This is a genomic window from Candidatus Neomarinimicrobiota bacterium, assembly GCA_034716895.1.
GTDB lineage: Bacteria > Fidelibacterota > UBA8477 > UBA8477 > JABMPR01 > JABMPR01.
The window spans coordinates 1-15981 of record JAYEKW010000072.1 but is presented as its reverse complement, the minus strand read 5'-3'; the positions used below and the strand labels follow the sequence as shown (position 1 = coordinate 15981).

At 44.3% G+C, this 15981-nt stretch carries 32 protein-coding genes; all 32 read right to left on the bottom strand.

The genetic code is table 11. The features are described 5' to 3' along the window. Positions 1–247 precede the first annotated feature (247 nt). On the bottom strand, positions 248–1408 hold the full coding sequence (locus U9Q77_05040) for a family 10 glycosylhydrolase (GenBank protein ID MEA3286722.1): 1161 nt from the start codon (positions 1406–1408) through the stop codon (positions 248–250). Between the two features lie 26 nt (positions 1409–1434). Then, the gene (gene rplQ / locus U9Q77_05035; GenBank protein ID MEA3286721.1) at positions 1435–1992 is read right to left on the bottom strand and encodes a 50S ribosomal protein L17; all 558 of its coding nucleotides are present in this window, start codon (positions 1990–1992) and stop codon (positions 1435–1437) included. 14 nt (positions 1993–2006) lie between these two features. Further along, positions 2007–2978 carry a DNA-directed RNA polymerase subunit alpha gene (locus U9Q77_05030; GenBank protein MEA3286720.1) on the bottom strand — a complete coding sequence of 324 codons (972 nt, stop codon included), beginning with the start codon at positions 2976–2978 and terminating at the stop codon, positions 2007–2009. An 18-nt stretch (positions 2979–2996) separates the two neighbouring features. Further along, complete coding sequence (rpsD, locus tag U9Q77_05025) at positions 2997–3608, bottom strand: 30S ribosomal protein S4 (GenBank protein MEA3286719.1); 612 nt, start codon at positions 3606–3608, stop codon at positions 2997–2999. Between the two features lie 13 nt (positions 3609–3621). Continuing rightward, complete coding sequence (rpsK, locus tag U9Q77_05020; protein MEA3286718.1) at positions 3622–4014, bottom strand: 30S ribosomal protein S11; 393 nt, start codon at positions 4012–4014, stop codon at positions 3622–3624. Between the two features lie 11 nt (positions 4015–4025). After that, positions 4026–4394, bottom strand: coding sequence for a 30S ribosomal protein S13 (gene rpsM / locus U9Q77_05015; GenBank protein ID MEA3286717.1), 369 nt, complete (start codon positions 4392–4394; stop codon positions 4026–4028). An 11-nt stretch (positions 4395–4405) separates the two neighbouring features. After that, entirely contained in the window at positions 4406–4519 is a 114-nt protein-coding gene (gene rpmJ, locus U9Q77_05010) for a 50S ribosomal protein L36 (GenBank protein MEA3286716.1), read from the bottom strand. 19 nt (positions 4520–4538) lie between these two features. Further along, on the bottom strand, positions 4539–4757 hold the full coding sequence (gene infA, locus U9Q77_05005) for a translation initiation factor IF-1 (protein MEA3286715.1): 219 nt from the start codon (positions 4755–4757) through the stop codon (positions 4539–4541). 11 nt (positions 4758–4768) lie between these two features. Continuing rightward, positions 4769–5533, bottom strand: coding sequence for a type I methionyl aminopeptidase (gene map, locus U9Q77_05000; protein ID MEA3286714.1), 765 nt, complete (start codon positions 5531–5533; stop codon positions 4769–4771). 24 nt (positions 5534–5557) lie between these two features. Further along, on the bottom strand, positions 5558–6904 hold the full coding sequence (gene secY / locus U9Q77_04995) for a preprotein translocase subunit SecY (GenBank protein ID MEA3286713.1): 1347 nt from the start codon (positions 6902–6904) through the stop codon (positions 5558–5560). Continuing rightward, complete coding sequence (gene rplO, locus U9Q77_04990; GenBank protein ID MEA3286712.1) at positions 6901–7338, bottom strand: 50S ribosomal protein L15; 438 nt, start codon at positions 7336–7338, stop codon at positions 6901–6903. Before rplO ends, secY begins: the two co-directional genes overlap by 4 nt. Next, positions 7339–7536 (bottom strand): 50S ribosomal protein L30, encoded by a 198-nt coding sequence (rpmD, locus tag U9Q77_04985; GenBank protein ID MEA3286711.1) that lies wholly within the window; start codon positions 7534–7536, stop codon positions 7339–7341. A 1-nt stretch (position 7537) separates the two neighbouring features. After that, the gene (rpsE, locus tag U9Q77_04980) at positions 7538–8044 is read right to left on the bottom strand and encodes a 30S ribosomal protein S5 (GenBank protein ID MEA3286710.1); all 507 of its coding nucleotides are present in this window, start codon (positions 8042–8044) and stop codon (positions 7538–7540) included. Continuing rightward, on the bottom strand, positions 8044–8418 hold the full coding sequence (rplR, locus tag U9Q77_04975) for a 50S ribosomal protein L18 (GenBank protein MEA3286709.1): 375 nt from the start codon (positions 8416–8418) through the stop codon (positions 8044–8046). The genes rpsE and rplR overlap by 1 nt, the downstream gene beginning before the upstream one ends. 12 nt (positions 8419–8430) lie before the next feature. After that, positions 8431–8973 (bottom strand): 50S ribosomal protein L6, encoded by a 543-nt coding sequence (gene rplF, locus U9Q77_04970; GenBank protein MEA3286708.1) that lies wholly within the window; start codon positions 8971–8973, stop codon positions 8431–8433. A 9-nt stretch (positions 8974–8982) separates the two neighbouring features. After that, entirely contained in the window at positions 8983–9381 is a 399-nt protein-coding gene (rpsH, locus tag U9Q77_04965) for a 30S ribosomal protein S8 (GenBank protein MEA3286707.1), read from the bottom strand. Positions 9382–9395: 14 nt separating this feature from the next. Further along, positions 9396–9581 carry a type Z 30S ribosomal protein S14 gene (locus tag U9Q77_04960; GenBank protein MEA3286706.1) on the bottom strand — a complete coding sequence of 62 codons (186 nt, stop codon included), beginning with the start codon at positions 9579–9581 and terminating at the stop codon, positions 9396–9398. Positions 9582–9595: 14 nt separating this feature from the next. Next, complete coding sequence (rplE, locus tag U9Q77_04955) at positions 9596–10156, bottom strand: 50S ribosomal protein L5 (GenBank protein MEA3286705.1); 561 nt, start codon at positions 10154–10156, stop codon at positions 9596–9598. 13 nt (positions 10157–10169) lie between these two features. Then, positions 10170–10484 carry a 50S ribosomal protein L24 gene (gene rplX, locus U9Q77_04950; GenBank protein MEA3286704.1) on the bottom strand — a complete coding sequence of 105 codons (315 nt, stop codon included), beginning with the start codon at positions 10482–10484 and terminating at the stop codon, positions 10170–10172. 6 nt (positions 10485–10490) lie between these two features. Further along, on the bottom strand, positions 10491–10859 hold the full coding sequence (rplN, locus tag U9Q77_04945) for a 50S ribosomal protein L14 (GenBank protein MEA3286703.1): 369 nt from the start codon (positions 10857–10859) through the stop codon (positions 10491–10493). 20 nt (positions 10860–10879) lie between these two features. After that, positions 10880–11143, bottom strand: a complete 264-nt coding sequence (rpsQ, locus tag U9Q77_04940; protein MEA3286702.1) for a 30S ribosomal protein S17 — start codon at positions 11141–11143, stop codon at positions 10880–10882. After that, positions 11140–11358, bottom strand: a complete 219-nt coding sequence (gene rpmC / locus U9Q77_04935; GenBank protein ID MEA3286701.1) for a 50S ribosomal protein L29 — start codon at positions 11356–11358, stop codon at positions 11140–11142. The genes rpsQ and rpmC overlap by 4 nt, the downstream gene beginning before the upstream one ends. A 2-nt stretch (positions 11359–11360) precedes the next feature. Continuing rightward, complete coding sequence (rplP, locus tag U9Q77_04930; GenBank protein ID MEA3286700.1) at positions 11361–11783, bottom strand: 50S ribosomal protein L16; 423 nt, start codon at positions 11781–11783, stop codon at positions 11361–11363. A 13-nt stretch (positions 11784–11796) separates the two neighbouring features. Beyond that, a complete protein-coding gene (gene rpsC / locus U9Q77_04925) occupies positions 11797–12432 on the bottom strand; it encodes a 30S ribosomal protein S3 (protein MEA3286699.1) in 636 nt (211 codons plus the stop codon). Between the two features lie 10 nt (positions 12433–12442). Continuing rightward, positions 12443–12784, bottom strand: coding sequence for a 50S ribosomal protein L22 (rplV, locus tag U9Q77_04920; protein MEA3286698.1), 342 nt, complete (start codon positions 12782–12784; stop codon positions 12443–12445). Between the two features lie 3 nt (positions 12785–12787). Next, positions 12788–13060 carry a 30S ribosomal protein S19 gene (gene rpsS / locus U9Q77_04915; GenBank protein ID MEA3286697.1) on the bottom strand — a complete coding sequence of 91 codons (273 nt, stop codon included), beginning with the start codon at positions 13058–13060 and terminating at the stop codon, positions 12788–12790. A gap of 13 nt (positions 13061–13073) precedes the next feature. After that, complete coding sequence (gene rplB, locus U9Q77_04910) at positions 13074–13904, bottom strand: 50S ribosomal protein L2 (GenBank protein MEA3286696.1); 831 nt, start codon at positions 13902–13904, stop codon at positions 13074–13076. A gap of 11 nt (positions 13905–13915) precedes the next feature. Beyond that, positions 13916–14236: a 50S ribosomal protein L23 gene (gene rplW, locus U9Q77_04905; GenBank protein ID MEA3286695.1), complete on the bottom strand. Its 321-nt coding sequence runs from the start codon at positions 14234–14236 to the stop codon at positions 13916–13918. Positions 14237–14241: 5 nt separating this feature from the next. Beyond that, positions 14242–14871 (bottom strand): 50S ribosomal protein L4, encoded by a 630-nt coding sequence (rplD, locus tag U9Q77_04900; GenBank protein ID MEA3286694.1) that lies wholly within the window; start codon positions 14869–14871, stop codon positions 14242–14244. A 2-nt stretch (positions 14872–14873) separates the two neighbouring features. Beyond that, the gene (rplC, locus tag U9Q77_04895; protein ID MEA3286693.1) at positions 14874–15497 is read right to left on the bottom strand and encodes a 50S ribosomal protein L3; all 624 of its coding nucleotides are present in this window, start codon (positions 15495–15497) and stop codon (positions 14874–14876) included. Between the two features lies 1 nt (position 15498). Continuing rightward, positions 15499–15807, bottom strand: a complete 309-nt coding sequence (rpsJ, locus tag U9Q77_04890) for a 30S ribosomal protein S10 (protein ID MEA3286692.1) — start codon at positions 15805–15807, stop codon at positions 15499–15501. A 40-nt stretch (positions 15808–15847) separates the two neighbouring features. Further along, on the bottom strand, positions 15848–15981 hold a 134-nt coding region (tuf, locus tag U9Q77_04885), incomplete at its 5' end, for an elongation factor Tu (protein ID MEA3286691.1).

The following is a 15981-nucleotide window of genomic DNA, read 5'->3' as shown; positions in this document are numbered from 1 at the left end:
CTCAGGTTATGTTGTATCATGCGATAAGCAGCTTCCTGATGCCAACCTTTACAATGCAATTTGGTACCTGTAGGCGGTGTAATGATGCGCTTCATATTGCCTCCTGTTTTTTTGTGGCGGAGATTAGCCGTATGATTCCGTTGAAATATTAATTTGCGTTACCCTTCGAGGATCTCAGGGAAACAAATCTAAAGCGTGTCTTGCTGAGGCTCTCGAAGCATTTTAAATACGATTAATCTCCGTCTTTTCAATAATTACTCAAGCTACGATGAATCTGATCAAAATAACGTGGATCTTTTTCATAAGTGTCATAGGAAAAGATGACCAAATTCTTAAAGCCTGCCGTTCTGGCAAGTCCAATTTTGGTGCTGGATGTAAAGCTATTCTGATTATAGGTAGCAATACCCATAAATATTTGCCTGCTTGAGATTCCGGTATTGTTCATAGCTATCATACTGTGTTTAAAATCTCTGTCAGATTTGGCGTAGTTCATGGGAACTACAAAATCCATACTTCCATTTTTAAGCCATGTGGACCAATCCTGAAAAAATCGCGTTTTGGCAATATTTGGATTTGGCTTCACGGCCGCCGACAATTTAACTTCAGGACGAATATGCTGAATACTTTTATGAATACGACCAATAAAAAGAGTTAGTTCAGAACGACGGAATTCATTCCAGTAGAGCCAGTACTTTTCTTTGTCTTCCGGATTAAGGCGATACCAGTATGATCCCTTTCCATTTCCCAGGGTAATGGGATCCACATTATACTGCATGAGGAATTTTTTTCGTCCGGCTCTGTTATAGCCATAATCTCTATCCTGAAAACGGACGTAATCCAAATGAATTCCATCTACCTGATAGTTTTGAACGATCTCGTTTATAACCTGGAGTAAATGTCCATTCACCTCATCATTCAGTGGTGACAGATAGACTCCTTCGCGACCATTCCGGCCATTCTGAGCGATAAATTCCAAATCACTCTTGCCCTGACCGTTTATTTCAACCCATTCTGGATGTCGCTTAACGATGTGGCTCGGATCTGCTGGTAGTTTTCGGGCAGACCAGGACAGATACATATTGACCCAGGCATGCACCCTTATATTCTGGGCATGTGCGCGAGGTATGATATCCTTCAGTGGATCATACGTTCCCGAGGGTAAAAGTGTTGAGCGTGGTACGATCTTACTATCATAGTAGGCATCTGCCCGTCCTCTAACCTGAATAAATAGGTCGGTATAACCGTTCGCACTGGCAAATTCAACCAGCTTTCTCACTTTATGGGGCGAGGTAATGGAATGGCGAACCACCCATATTCCCTGAACTGGTGCAGCCAGGAGTAACTGGGGTAAACTTAGCAGAATTAAAAAGGCAGGGATAATCCCTGCCTTTAGATATCTCAGATTCATCAAATTCTCAAAGTAGAATTAAATGATCAGGATTTGTCCGTTTGGGGATCAGACTCTTCTGGTTCTTCAGCAGGAGAATCAGCCATTTCAACCTCAGCAGTACTTGCTTCAGTTTCTACTACAACGGCTTCTTCAACAGGCTCTACAGAAGTTTCTTCCACCACTTCTTTTTTGGGTGTCTTTTTCACTTTTTCTTTTGCAGCAGTTTTGGATGCCCCACCTGAGGGATCAAAATCCACTAAAGAAAGAAGTGAAACATGAGCAGCATCATTCTTACGCTGTCCCAATTTGATGATTCGAGTGTAGCCGCCATTTCGATCGGCGTACTGCGGTGCGATCTCATCGAACAGGATATTGACTACATCTTTTTGAGGAATCACTTTCAACACGAGCCGGCGAGAGTGGAGATCACCCTTTTTTGCTTTCGTGATCAAGGATTCAGCAAGCCGACGAGCTTCAAGAGCCTTGGGATGTGTGGTTCGAATCTGCTTATGCAGGAACAGGTTCGCCGCCATATTGGCCAACATGGCCTTACGGTGGCTGGCCGTCCGGCCTAGTTTTCTACCATCTTTTCTATGTCGCATACTATAAAACCAGCCTATTCTTCAGAAATGTATTTATCGATTTCCATTCCAAAATGCAAGCCAAGCTCAGCGAGTTTTTCATTAAGCTCAGTTAGAGATTTTCGCCCAAAGTTCTTATAGCGGAGCATCTCTTGTTCTTCCTTGCTGACCAGATCAGAAATGTTCTTGATCTCAGCAGCCTGGAGACAATTATAGGAACGAACGGATAATTCAAGTTCATCAATACTACGTTTCAACTCATTGCGAATACGCAGTACTTCTTCGTCGATCTCTGATTCTGGCTCAGTGATCAACTTGATATCTTCAGTGACGAAAATGCGTACATGATCTATGAGCATTTTGGCAGCATAGTTTACTGCTTCTTGTGGAGCAATACTACCATCAGTTTTTACTGCTAGATCCAGCATCTCAAGATCTTCATCTTCTGTTCCCTGAAGCTGTTCAACTTCAAAAGTTGCCTTAACAATAGGGGAAAAGATGCTATCAATAAAAATTGTACCGATGGGATAATCCGGTAATTTATTCTGATCTGCAGGAACGTACCCACGACCACGCTGGATCCTTAATTCAACATTAAGTTCAGCTTCATCATTCAAAGTAGCGATATGATGGTCAGGGTTCAGGATCTCAAATTGATCCTCACCATTATTTATATCAGCTGCTGTGAAGATATGGGGTCCCTTGAGGGTGATCTGTACTTTGTCTGGATTAGAATCCAACAATTTAAAACGCACGCCCTTAAGGTTCAGAATAATATCTGTTACATCTTCTTTAACACCTTTAATGGTGGCAAACTCGTGGAGCACATTTTCCATGCGAACACTGGTTATGGCAGCTCCGGGCATTGATGACAGAAGAACACGACGTAAACTGTTACCGATGGTAACTCCGTATCCTCTCTCAAGTGGACCCACAACGAAATTCTGTTGATCAGCACTACCACCATCTTTGATCTTAAATGATGTAGGTATGTGAAAGTTAGGCATATTATCCTTTCTCCACTTTTACTTGGAGTACAACTCTACAACGAGCTGTTCATTGTATTCATCATGAATCTGGTCACGAGCAGGGGCTTCAACATAGATACCTTCCATGTTAGCCTTGTCCAGTTTCAGCCAGGGAAAACTACCTTCACCCTGAACCCGACGCATTGCATCATGGATAAACTCTAGCTTTTTGCTTTTTTCACGAACTTTGATCATATCACCGGGTTTCATCTGAAAACTGGGAATATTGACCTTTTTATTGTTCACAAGAAAATGACCATGATTTACAAGCTGACGAGCTTGCCGACGAGTTCTGGCAAAGCCTAGGCGATACACTGTATTGTCCAGGCGACTTTCCAGCATGACTACCAGATTGTGACCAGTAATACCTTTTTTCAAATTGGCTTTCTTGAAATAGGTACGAAATTGTTTTTCAAGAACACCATAAAGGTATTTCATTTTTTGTTTTTCTTTAAGCTGCAAACCATACTCTGAAGGTCTGCGGCGATATGAAGGACCGTGTTGTCCCGGGGGATAATTCTTGGTCGGGGAGGCAAACTTCGGAGACTCGAAAGCCTGGAAACCTAACCGACGGCAAATCTTGCCACGGGGGCCATTAAAACGTGCCATATCTTATAATTCCTTAAACGCGACGTTTCTTAGACGGACGGCACCCATTATGAGGAATGGGTGTGATGTCTTTAATTGCTGTAATTTCAAGACCCAAAGCAGCAATTGAGCGAATCGCTGATTCACGACCACCACCTGGACCTTTTACCCGAATCTCAGCCTGCTGTAATCCGGCATCCATCGCTTCCTTAGCAACCTTTTCGGCAGCTAGTGAGGCAGCAAATGGAGTATTCTTACGAGAGCCTTTAAATCCGGCTACACCGGAACTGGCCCATGCGATCACGTTTCCGTTACGATCGGTGATACTGATGATTGTATTATTAAAGCTAGCCTTAATATGGACAATGCCCTCGGGCTCTACTTTAAGTTTTCTCTTTTTTCGGGATTTAGCTTGAGCTTTAGCCACTTAACTATCTCCTACTTCTTCTTGATACCGACATTACGTTTACGGCCTTTTCTGGTACGAGCATTATTCTTAGTATTCTGCCCGCGAACCGGTAAACCACGACGATGTCTCAATCCACGATAACAGCCAATATCCATGAGACGTTTGATATTCATCTGGGTCTCATTTCTCAAGGCACCTTCGACCTGGTATTCTTTGGTAATTACCTCACGAAGATCTCTAACTTGATTTTCAGTGAGCTCTTGTACTCTAAGTTCCGGGTCAACACCTGCCTTCTCACATATTTCACCGGCAAAATGATAACCGATACCATAAATGTAAGTCAGTCCATATTGGAGCTGTTTGTTTCTTGGTAAGTCAACACCTGCTATACGTGCCAAGTGATTACTCCTTAACCTTGTCTTTGCTTATGTTTAGGATTTTCGCAAATAACTAACACCTTGCCCTTGCGGCGAACCACTTTGCACTTATCACAAATTGGTTTTACTGATGCTCTTACTTTCATTGATCTACGTCCTATTTAGTTATTTGTAGCGGTAGGTGATCCTGCCACGAGAAAGATCGTAGGGTGACAATTCCACCGTAACCTTATCTCCTGGTAGTATCTTGATATAATGCATTCGCATTTTACCTGAAATGTGTGCAAGAACCTCATGACCATTTTCGAGTTTCACGCGAAATGAGGCATTTGGAAGATTCTCCATAATATTCCCATCTGCTACGATCATTTTCTCTTTTGCCATACGATCCTTACCTAATCAAATACCGTTGTTTCAATTGTGCTCAGCACAACCGGACCATTTGCAGTTATTGCAATGGTATGTTCAAAGTGGGCCGAATATTTCCCATCTCGAGTCCTGATCGCCCATCCATCTTCACCGGTGTAAATCTCTTTAACACCGGCATTTATCATCGGTTCAATGGCGAGACACATACCTTCCTTCAATTCAACTCCGCTCCCGGCTATACCATAATTTGGCACTTGGGGATCTTCGTGTAATTGTCGGCCAATACCATGTCCAACCAATTCGCGGACAACACTATAACCATGTGATTCACAGAATGATTGTATTGCGTGTCCGATGTCACCAAGATGGTTTCCCGGAATACACTGCCCAATGCCGCGGTGCAGGGAATCCCTTGTTACGTCAAGAAGTTTTTGATCCTCCTCTGAGATCGCACCAACTGCAAAAGTTATTGCATGATCTCCGTAATACCCATCTACAATGGCACCACAATCAACCCCAATGATATCACCTTCGTTGAGCACCGTGTTATCTGGAATGCCGTGCACAACCATATCGTTTGGTGAAAGACAAAGGGTAGCCGGAAAGTCATACAGACCCTTAAAGCCTGGTAGTGCTCCCTGACTCAGAATGTAATTCTCTGCAACCGCGTCCAGCGCTTGCAGTGTCACCCCAGGTCGAACATTTTCTTCAACCTTCAGCAGGGCTTCATGTACGATTTTGGCAGCACGCCGAATTGTACGAATTTCTTCTGTTGATTTGTACCGAATCATATCAAAAAACGCAGTCTAAATAGACTACATCCGCCTACGACCACGCAACTTGCCGGATTTCATAAATCCGTCATAGTGACGCATCAGCAGATGTGATTCTACTTGCTGCAGTGTATCCAATGCTACACCAACCATGATCAACAGGCTGGTTCCCCCAAAAAAACTGGCTACATCATAATCAACATTTAAAAAATTGACAATAATCGATGGAAAAACTGCGATCAAAGCCAAAGCTATTGCTCCAGGTAAAGTAACCCTGGTGAGAATATTATCGATAAACTCAGCAGTTCTTTTCCCAGGACGAATCCCCGGTATGAAACCACCTTGCTTTTTCATATTGTCAGCAACTTCAACCGGATTAAAAGCAATCGCGGTGTAGAAATAGGTAAAAAATACAATGAAGAGTCCAAATACGGTTAGATAAAAGGGGTGGTTATAGTCGAACAACCTCAACATCGTACCAACCCAGGCACTTTCCGAGAAATATGTACCAATCATACCTGGAAGCATCAGGATGGCCTGAGCAAAGATGATCGGCATTACACCAGCAGTATTGATTCTCAAAGGAATGTGAGTAGATTGGCCACCATATACCTTACGGCCAACAACCCGCTTCGCATATTGTACGGGAATCTTACGAGTCCCCTGGGTCAGCATGATGACGGCTGCAACAACAGCGATCAAAATACCGATAAGGAGTATTTCGGTAAATATTGTATGAACTTCATTCTGTACGTAATGGATCTCTTTAAAGATCACCTGAGGCAAGCGAACCAAAATACCAATCATGATGATCAACGATATTCCGTTGCCAATACCGCGTTCGGTGATTTGTTCACCCAACCACATCAAAAAGATAGTACCAGTAACCAGGGTAATGACTGTTAAAGCCATAAAACCAGCCCCGCCATCAGGGACAACCTTGGCACTGGCTCCACCCACAGAGGCTTCCATACTGCTTAGGAATATACCAATACCCCACGCCTGCATGGTGGCGATCAAAACGGTAGCATATCTGGTTAACTGCGTGATCTTTTTCCGACCTTCTTCACCTTCCTTCTGCAGCTTCTGGAAATATGGAATAACAGACCCAAGTAACTGCAATATGATTGATGCGGAGATATAGGGCATAATGCCAATGGCGAAGACGGTGGCTTTTTTAAAGTTCCCGCCTGCGAAAAGATCAAATAAGCCTAGAAATCCTTGCATCCCCTGCTGCAAATTGTCGATGGCCGCACTGAGTACGTTAACATCAACACCTGGCAGCGGTACATGACTTCCGAGTCGAAATACAGCGATCATCCCTAAGGTAAAGAGAATTCTATTCTTTAATTCTGGAATTCGGAAAATGGTTCTGATTTTTTCAATCATCGACGCGTTACCTTTCCTCCGGCAGCAGTAATCTTCTCTTCAGCAGACTTGCTGAAAGCATCTGCTGTGATCTCCACAGCACGATCGATCTCACCATCGCCCAGTACTTTGATCAAATTTCCGGCTTTATTAATCAGACCGGCTTCAACCAGGACGGTTGCATCAATGGTAGCGGTTTCAATTCTGGCAAGATCCCGCAAATTCAGAATCTCATATTCCTTACGAAAATGGTTGGTGAAACCACGTTTTGGTAATCTTCTATGCAGAGGCATCTGACCACCCTCAAAGAGACCGGCACTTTTAGATCCAGTTCTGGAACCATAACCTTTTTCGCCACGACCGGCATTACGACCCCAACCAGAGGCATTGCCACGGCCAATCCGTTTCCGTTTTTTGGTTGAACCGGCAGCTGGGTTCAAATCACCTAATTTCATTTATACTTTCTCCACTGTTACCAAGTGTTTCACTTTGAAGATCATCCCCTGGATAACAGGATTGTCCTCATGAACAACACTATGGTCGATACGCTTTAAACCAAGCGCTTCAACAGTTCGTTTTAATTTTTCTTTTTGTCCGATAAGCCCTTTGATCTGGGTTACCCTGACCTGCTCGACTTTTTTCTTGGCACTCATTTTAGTTAAATAACTCCTGAATGGAAATTCCACGTTTGTGGGCGATCTCAGTAGCATCATTCAGCTGTGAAAGCCCTTCCATAGTCGCCTTGATAACATTATGAGGGTTACGAGTTCCCAGAATCTTAGCCAGAACATCAGTAATACCAACCTGTTCCATAATGGCACGGATAGCACCACCAGCAATGATCCCAGTACCAGGAGATGCTGGTTTCAGCATAACCCGACCAGCGCCATATTTACCAATGACAGCATGAGGAAGTGTTCCATTCACAATGGGAACTTTGACAACGCTCTTTTTGGCGTTCTCTTTACCCTTATTGACAGAACTCATGACTTCGTTGGCTTTTCCCAAACCAACACCAACGTGACCATTCCCATCACCTACAACAACAATTGCATTGAAGCTAAACCGACGACCACCTTTCACAACCTTAGCAACCCGGTTGATCTTGACGACCTTTTCCTCTTTAAACTCGATCTCGCTGGGATTAATTGATCGTTTCATTAGCACTCCAATCCTTCGGCTCTTACCGACTCAGCCAACGCTTTGACACGGCCGTGGTATTTAAACCCATTACGGTCAAATACGACCTTTTTAATACCAGCTGCTTTGGCTTTTTCAGCAATACTTTTACCGAGCGCCATACTTGCGTCAGTTTTATTACTCTCTTTTTTCAGTTGTCCTTTAACAGCTTCCTGAAGATCTGTACTTCCAAAGAGTACACGATTCTCGAGATCGTTAACAACCTGAGCATAAATATGACGATTGCTGCGGAATACAACCAAACGGGGTACCTCTGCTGTCCCCGATAAACGGGCGCGCAGAGCTTTTTTCTTTTTCAGCCTTTTAAGTTCTTTTGCTGATTTAGGATACTTCACAGCTTAAATCCTTTATTTTCCAACAGTTTTTCCGGCTTTACGTCTCACGTATTCGTCTTTATAGCGAATACCCTTACCCTTAAAGGGCTCAGGTGGACGTACTGAACGAATCTTAGCAGAGATCTGACCGACCATATACTTGCTATAGCCTCTCACGGTGAAATTGGTGTTACCCTTTTTCACATCATAGTTAATGCCATCAACTGCACCAATAAATACAGGATGAGAAAAACCAACGTTCAGGAGCAGACCACCCTGCTGAGGTAATACAGTGAAACCGGTACCTATCACTTCCATTTCACGCGAGAAGCCTGTAGATACACCTGTAACTAAATTATTAATCAATGCGCGCGTTAGTCCGTGGACGGCACGAGCATCTTTTTCATCAGAATTTCGAGTAACGATTATCTCATTCTCGACTTGTTCCACCTTGACCAGAGGAAGAGTTTCAACAAGATCAGCACCTTTGGGGCCTTTAGCCTCAATATAATCGGCGTGAACTTTTACCTCTACTCCTGCGGGGATCGCAACTGGCATTTTTCCAATTCTTGACACGATTAACCTCTACCACACATGACACAAGACTTCGCCACCAACACGCTCGCGCTTCGCTTGCTTGTCAGTGATCACGCCGCGACTGGTAGTGAGAATAGCGATCCCCAAACCATTACGAACGCGAGGCAGATTATCAGCAGGTACATAATGACGACGACCAGGACGACTGATACGGGTCAAACCAGTGATAACCGGCGAGCCTTTGGTTGTATATTTCAAATAAACTCGTAATACATTCTGCTTATCATCTTCGACGATAACAAAATCTTTGATATATCCTTCCAACTTAAGTAACAATGCCATGCGAAGCTTGAGGTTGGAACTTGGAATATCGGTCCAACGGTGTCCAGCTTGCTGGGCATTACGAATGCGGGTTAGGAAATCAGAGATTGGATCATTCATTGACATATTGAATGGTCTCCTTACCAACTGGCCTTAACAATGCCAGGGATTTCACCTTTAAGTGCCAACTCACGAAAACAGATTCTACATAGACCGAACTTGCGTAGATAACCACGGGGTCTTCCACACACCCGGCAACGATTGTAGCCTCTCACCTTAAACTTAGGTGTCCGTTTTGCTTTGGCGATCAGGGATTTTTTAGCCATAATTCAAACTGCTCCTATACCTGCTTGCGTCTGAAGGGGGTACCCAGAGCTGATAATAGCTCAAAAGCTTCTTCATCTGTATTTGCAGAGGTAGTGATACTGATATCCATCCCGTTCACACCTTCGATCTTATCATAATCGATTTCCGGGAAGATAATTTGTTCCTTGATACCGAGACTGTAGTTCCCACGACCATCAAATGACCTGTTGGGAACCCCATTGAAGTCACGCACACGGGGCAAAGCAATTGCGATCAAACGATCAAGAAACTCCCACATGTTCTTACCATGCAGGGTCACACGAGCGCCCACCGGATCTCCAGCGCGCAGCTTAAAGTTTGAAATTGCTTTTTTGGCTTTGGTAATAACTGCCTTTTGCCCAGAGATAGTGGTCAACTCATTGACTGCTGCTTCCAAGCGGCGAGGTTCTTCTTTCGCTTTTCCCAAACCCATATTGATGGTGATCTTCTTCACAGTAGGAACCTGCATCGTACTTGAATACTCAAACTTCTTCATGAGTACAGGAACAACTTCTGCGACATATTTTTCTTTTAATCTAGGTGTATAATCACTCATATCTACTCACACCTTATCGATCGATGATTTCGCCGGAAGCTTTTAAAAAGCGTACCTTGCGACCATCTTCCAAATGTTTATAGCCAACCTTTGCTGGTTTACCGTCCTGAAGCAATGCTACATTTGACATGTGCATGGCTGCTTCCTTTTCAATAATACCGGAGGGTGCATTTGCTGAAGTCTGGCGTTGATGCTTCTTGATAAAGTTAACGCCCTCAACCAACACTCGCTTAGTTTTCGGGAATACAGCCAAGACTTTTCCTGTCTTTCCTTTATCTGCACCAGCCAATACCACAACCTGATCGTTCTTCTTAATTTTCATATTCATATCCTCCTAGAGCACTTCTGGCGCCATAGAAACGATGCGCATATGTTTTTTCTCACGCAATTCACGGGCAACGGGACCGAAGATACGGGTTCCCCGTGGTTCACCCTGGGCGTTAAGCAATACAGCAGCATTTTCATCAAATCGAATATAGCTACCATCTTTGCGACGGATCTCTTTCTTGGTTCTTACAACTACGGCGGTGGAAATTTCACCTTTTTTAACCGTACTATTGGGAATGGCATGTTTTACTGTAACCATAATCAGATCACCTACAGAGGCGTATCGACGGCGACTGCCACCAAGAACCTTGAAACAGAGGACTTCCTTAGCACCTGTGTTATCAGCGACTGCGAGTCGTGTTTCTTGTTGTATCATTGTTCTATCTCACCTGCTATTTAGACTTCTAAAGCCTGCTTAACGGTCTCCAAGAGTCTCCAACGTTTGTCTTTGGAAATTGGACGACTCTCCATAATTTTCACCTCATCGCCGACCTTGGATACGTTCTTTTCATCATGAGCTTTAAAACTCTTACTCTTTTTGATGAACTTTCCGTAAAGTGGATGGCGCAAACGGCGACTTACTTTTACCACGATGGTTTTATCCATGGCATTGCTTGTGACAATCCCTTGGAGAACCTTACGTTTTCCGCGTTCACTCATACATCTAGCCCTTTATCTTCACGAATACCTAATTCTACTTCATGAAGTACGGTTTTTACCTGTGCAATTTCGCGACGCAATTCTCGCAGACGGGTAGGTCTTTCCAATTGCTGAAGCGCTTTCTGAAAACGAAGATTTGCCATCTCAGTCTCATTATCAGCGAGCTTGTTTTGCAAGGCTTCTACTGAAAGATCTTTTATATCAGAAGTCTTCATGTTCAACTCTCATGAATATCGCGCCTGGCGACGGTTTTAGTTTTAATGGGTAATTTATGTCCGGCCAGACGGAAGGCTTCTGTGGCTGTCGCAAGATCAATACCATCAACCTCAAACATAATTCGACCAGGCTTGACAACGGCCACCCAATATTCTGGTGAACCCTTTCCCTTGCCCATGCGAGTTTCAGCAGGTTTGATAGTGACGGGTTTCTGTGGAAATATACGAATCCACATGCGCCCTGACTTACGAACTTTTCGTACGATAGCAACGCGAGTAGCTTCTATCTGGCGGCTAGTGATCCAGCCTGCTTCTAGAGCTTTCAGTCCAAAGGTTCCGAATGATACTTCGTTCCCCCTGGCGGCGTTACCATGTTTTCTTCCGCGATGATGCCGACGGTATTTAACCTTTCTTGGCATTAACATGATCTAATCTCCCTTAACCGGCAATTCCGATAGCTTCCCCATTGCAGATCCAAACCTTAACGCCAATGACGCCATATGTGGTTTGAGCTTCTACCAGGGCGTAATCAATATCAGAACGCAGGGTATGCAGCGGTACACGACCTTCATGGAAGGTTTCTGTACGTGACATTTCAGCGCCACCCAAGCGACCGGAAACGGTCACTTTGATTCCTTCGGCACCCATACGCATGGTGGACTGGATCGCTTTTTTAGCCGCACGGCGGAAGGCGATCTTTTTCACCAGCTGATCAGCAATATTTCTGCCAACCAAACGAGCACTCAATTCAGGACGCTTGATTTCATTTACATTGATCTGTATCTCTCGAGCAGTAAGTCGGCGAATTTCTTCACGTAACCGATCGACTTCTTCACCTTTTCTACCGATCACGATACCGGGACGGGCAGTAGATATTGAGATAGTGATCTTTTTACTGGTACGATGAATATCGATTTTATCAACAGCGGCATGAGCGAGACGTTGATATATGTATTTCCGCAGCAGAATGTCTTCATTCAATTTATCTGCAAAATTCTTCTCGTCAAACCAGTTGGAACTCCAGGTTCTGTTAAAACCCAGACGGAAACCTACAGGATGTGTTTTTTGACCCAAAACGACTCCTCTATTCTTTCTCTGCGACCACGATGGTCAGGTGACTGGTACGCTTTCTAATGATAGTGGCCCGACCCATGGCACGTGCTCGAAAGCGACGCATTGTAGGACCTTCATCACAGAATGCTTCTTTGATAAACAGCTTGTCGGCATCAACCTCAGAACCTTCCCGGTTCACCGCATTTGCCACAGCACTACGCAGGGTTTTTTCAATGATCCTGGCAGCTTTTTTGGGGGTGAAATGCAATTTATTCATCGCATTCTCAACCTGCTTACCCCGTACCTCGTTCAATACCTGGCGAACTTTACGAGCTGACTGATGAATATGTCTAGCTTTAGCGACAGCATCCATAACTTACTTCTTTCTCGCTTTATCTGTGTGACCGCGATAAGTTCTTGTTGGTGAAAATTCTCCAAGCTTATGCCCCACCATATTCTCAGAGACATAAACAGGAATGAATTTTTTTCCATTATGTACGGCAAAGGTCAACCCGACAAAATCAGGAATGATCATGGAACGGCGTGACCAGGTTTTGATCACAACACGCTTCTTGCTTTCCTGAGCGGCCTCAGCTTTTGCCAGCAGTTTGGCCTCTATATAGGGCCCTTTTTTAATAGATCTTGGCATAATATATCAGACCTTATTTCTTCTTACGTCGAGCGACAATATACTTGTTTGACGCTTTATTCTTTTTGCGTGTCTTATAGCCCTTGGTTGGTTTTCCCCAGGGTGTCGTCGGGTGACGACCACCAGAAGAACGTCCTTCACCACCACCCATTGGGTGATCAACAGGATTCATGGCAACGCCCCGTACTTTGGGTCGGCGACCCATCCAACGTGCTCGGCCAGCTTTACCCAAAGAGATATTTTCATGCTCCTTGTTTCCAACTTCGCCAAGAGTTGCCCGACAGCGCTTGTGGATCATCCGCATTTCGCCACTGGGCAGCTTGAGAGTTACATAATCACCCTCTTTTGCCATGATCTGTGCACCAGCACCGGCAGATCTGGAAATCTGACCACCCTTACCTGGCTTCATCTCGATATTGTGAACGATAGAACCAGCAGGGATATTCTGCAGTGACAAGGTATTTCCAACCTTAATAGGCGCGGATTCACTTGAGATTATCTGAGTCCCAACCACTAATCTATGAGGAGCTAGAATATAGCGTTTCTCACCATCAGCATAGATCAGTAATGCAATATTGGCAGATCGATTGGGATCATATTCGATTGAGTCAACCCGTGCAGGTATATCAACCTTGTCACGCTTGAAATCAATAATACGATAATGTCTACGATGACCACCACCTCGACGACGAGAAGTAATGCGACCTTTATTATTACGGCCACCCGTCTTTTTTAATGGTGCCAGTAGACTTTTTTCAGGATTAGTCCTGGTGATTTCCTCAAAGGATGACATTGTTTTAAAACGCTGTCCAGGAGTGATCGGTTTATATGTTTTTACAGCCATTCTGAACCTCTCTACGCCTGTTCATCACGGAAAAAGTCAATTGCTTCGCCTTCGCGGAGGGTAACTATTGCCTTCTTCCAGGAGGCCCGAGGACCCTCTGTCCGAATGACACGACCACCACTACGCATAGTAGAGCGCTTGACCTTGCCGTTCATATTCATAGTAGCAACCTTATCAACCCTGACGCTAAAGCGAGTCTCAACAGCACGCTTGATATCAATCTTATTGGCTGACTTAAGAACCTTGAAGGCGTATTTGCGTTCAGCTTCCTGATAGGCCGCACTTTTCTCAGAGAGAATCGGTTCAATGATAATTTTATTACTCATAACCATCGCTCCTATTCAGCCAACTGTGCATTAAGAATTTCGACTGAAGCTTTATCCATAAGAATTGCTTCATTATCTATCAGATCATAAGCAGACACATAGCGCGTCTCTATGATGGCAACATTCTTAAGATTGCGGCCACCCAGCATAAAAGTCTCATCAAAATCGGATATCAAGATCAGCAACTTCTTGTCAGAAAGTTTCATGGTGTCCAGAAAAGCGACAATATCCTTGGTTCTGGGTTTGTCAAATTTGAATGAATCAACCACAAAAATAGATTCTGATTTGGTCTTATCTGAAAGAACACTACGGCGCGCAAGACGTCTAACCTTCTTGGGCAAATCCATGTTATAGGTTTTTGGAGAAATGGCGAAAGTATGACCACCACCAACCCAAATCGGTGAACGGGTTGATCCAGCACGAGCGCCACCACGACCCTTTTGATTAAAGGGTTTTTTACCGCCTCCACGAACCTCTGCACGACTTTTAGTCTTCACAGATCCCTGGCGCAAATTGTTTAATTCAGCCTTAACAGCCAAATAAACAACATGCTCATTGGGCTCGATCCCGAATACGGAATCAGCGACATCAACCTTTTTCTGGGTTGCTTTTCCATCAGATGAATACAGTTTTAATTTCATGATCAACCCCGATCCAGCAGCTCAACAAAGCCGTTGTTTGGTCCGGGAACTGCACCCTTAACCATTACGATATGATTGTCAACATCAATTGCAACAACCTCTAAATTACGAACACTGGCTCTTTTCCCGCCGTAACGTCCAGGCATTTTCTTTCCCAGCCACACGCGACTTGGATCTGAACTGGCACCAATGGAACCACCAGCACGCAGCTGATCTGATTTTCCATGGGAGGCACGACCACCATGAAAGTTATGGCGCTTCATTACACCAGCGAAACCACGACCCTTGCTTGTCCCGGATACAGTGACCCGGTCACCTACTGTAAACATATCTACATCTACAGCATCGCCTTCTTTTTTATCCCCAACTTCCAAATCGCGGAATTCATGAACAAAATACTTAGGGCTTGCGCCAGCTTTTTTGAAGTGACCAAGTTGAGCCTTGGTTGTGCGTGATTCTTTTTTGTCTTTATAACCAAGCTGAACTGATGAATATCCATCAGTCTTTTCAGTCTTGATCTGAGTAATAACACATGGTCCTCCCTGAATAACGGTGACAGGTACAACCCGTCCGTCATCCAGCCAGAACTGTGTCATTCCCAGTTTCTGTCCAATTAAACCTCTCATGTTACACCTTAATCTCAATGTCAACACCAGCGGGTAAATCCAACTTCATCAAGGCATCAACTGTCTTTGCAGACGAGTTGTGTATATCGACCAAACGCTTATGAATCTTTGTCTGAAACTGTTCACGTGATTTTTTATTCACGTGGGGGGACCGCAGTACCGTCACGATAGAACGCTTCGTGGGCAGCGGAATCGGCCCCGCAATAACAGCCCCAGTGGACTTAGCGGTTTGAACGATTCTTGCCGTGGATTTATCCAGCAGATTATGATCATATGCCTTGAGACTGATTCTTATTGTCTGTGACGGCATTCTGGATTCCTCTTATTAGCTTAAGTTACGTTGTTTATTATTATTCAATGATCTCAGTAACAACACCAGCACCAACAGTATGGCCACCTTCGCGAATAGCGAAACGCAGCTCCTGCTCCATGGCGATGGGCTGTATCAACTCGATCGTTAAGTTTACATTATCTCCAGGCATGA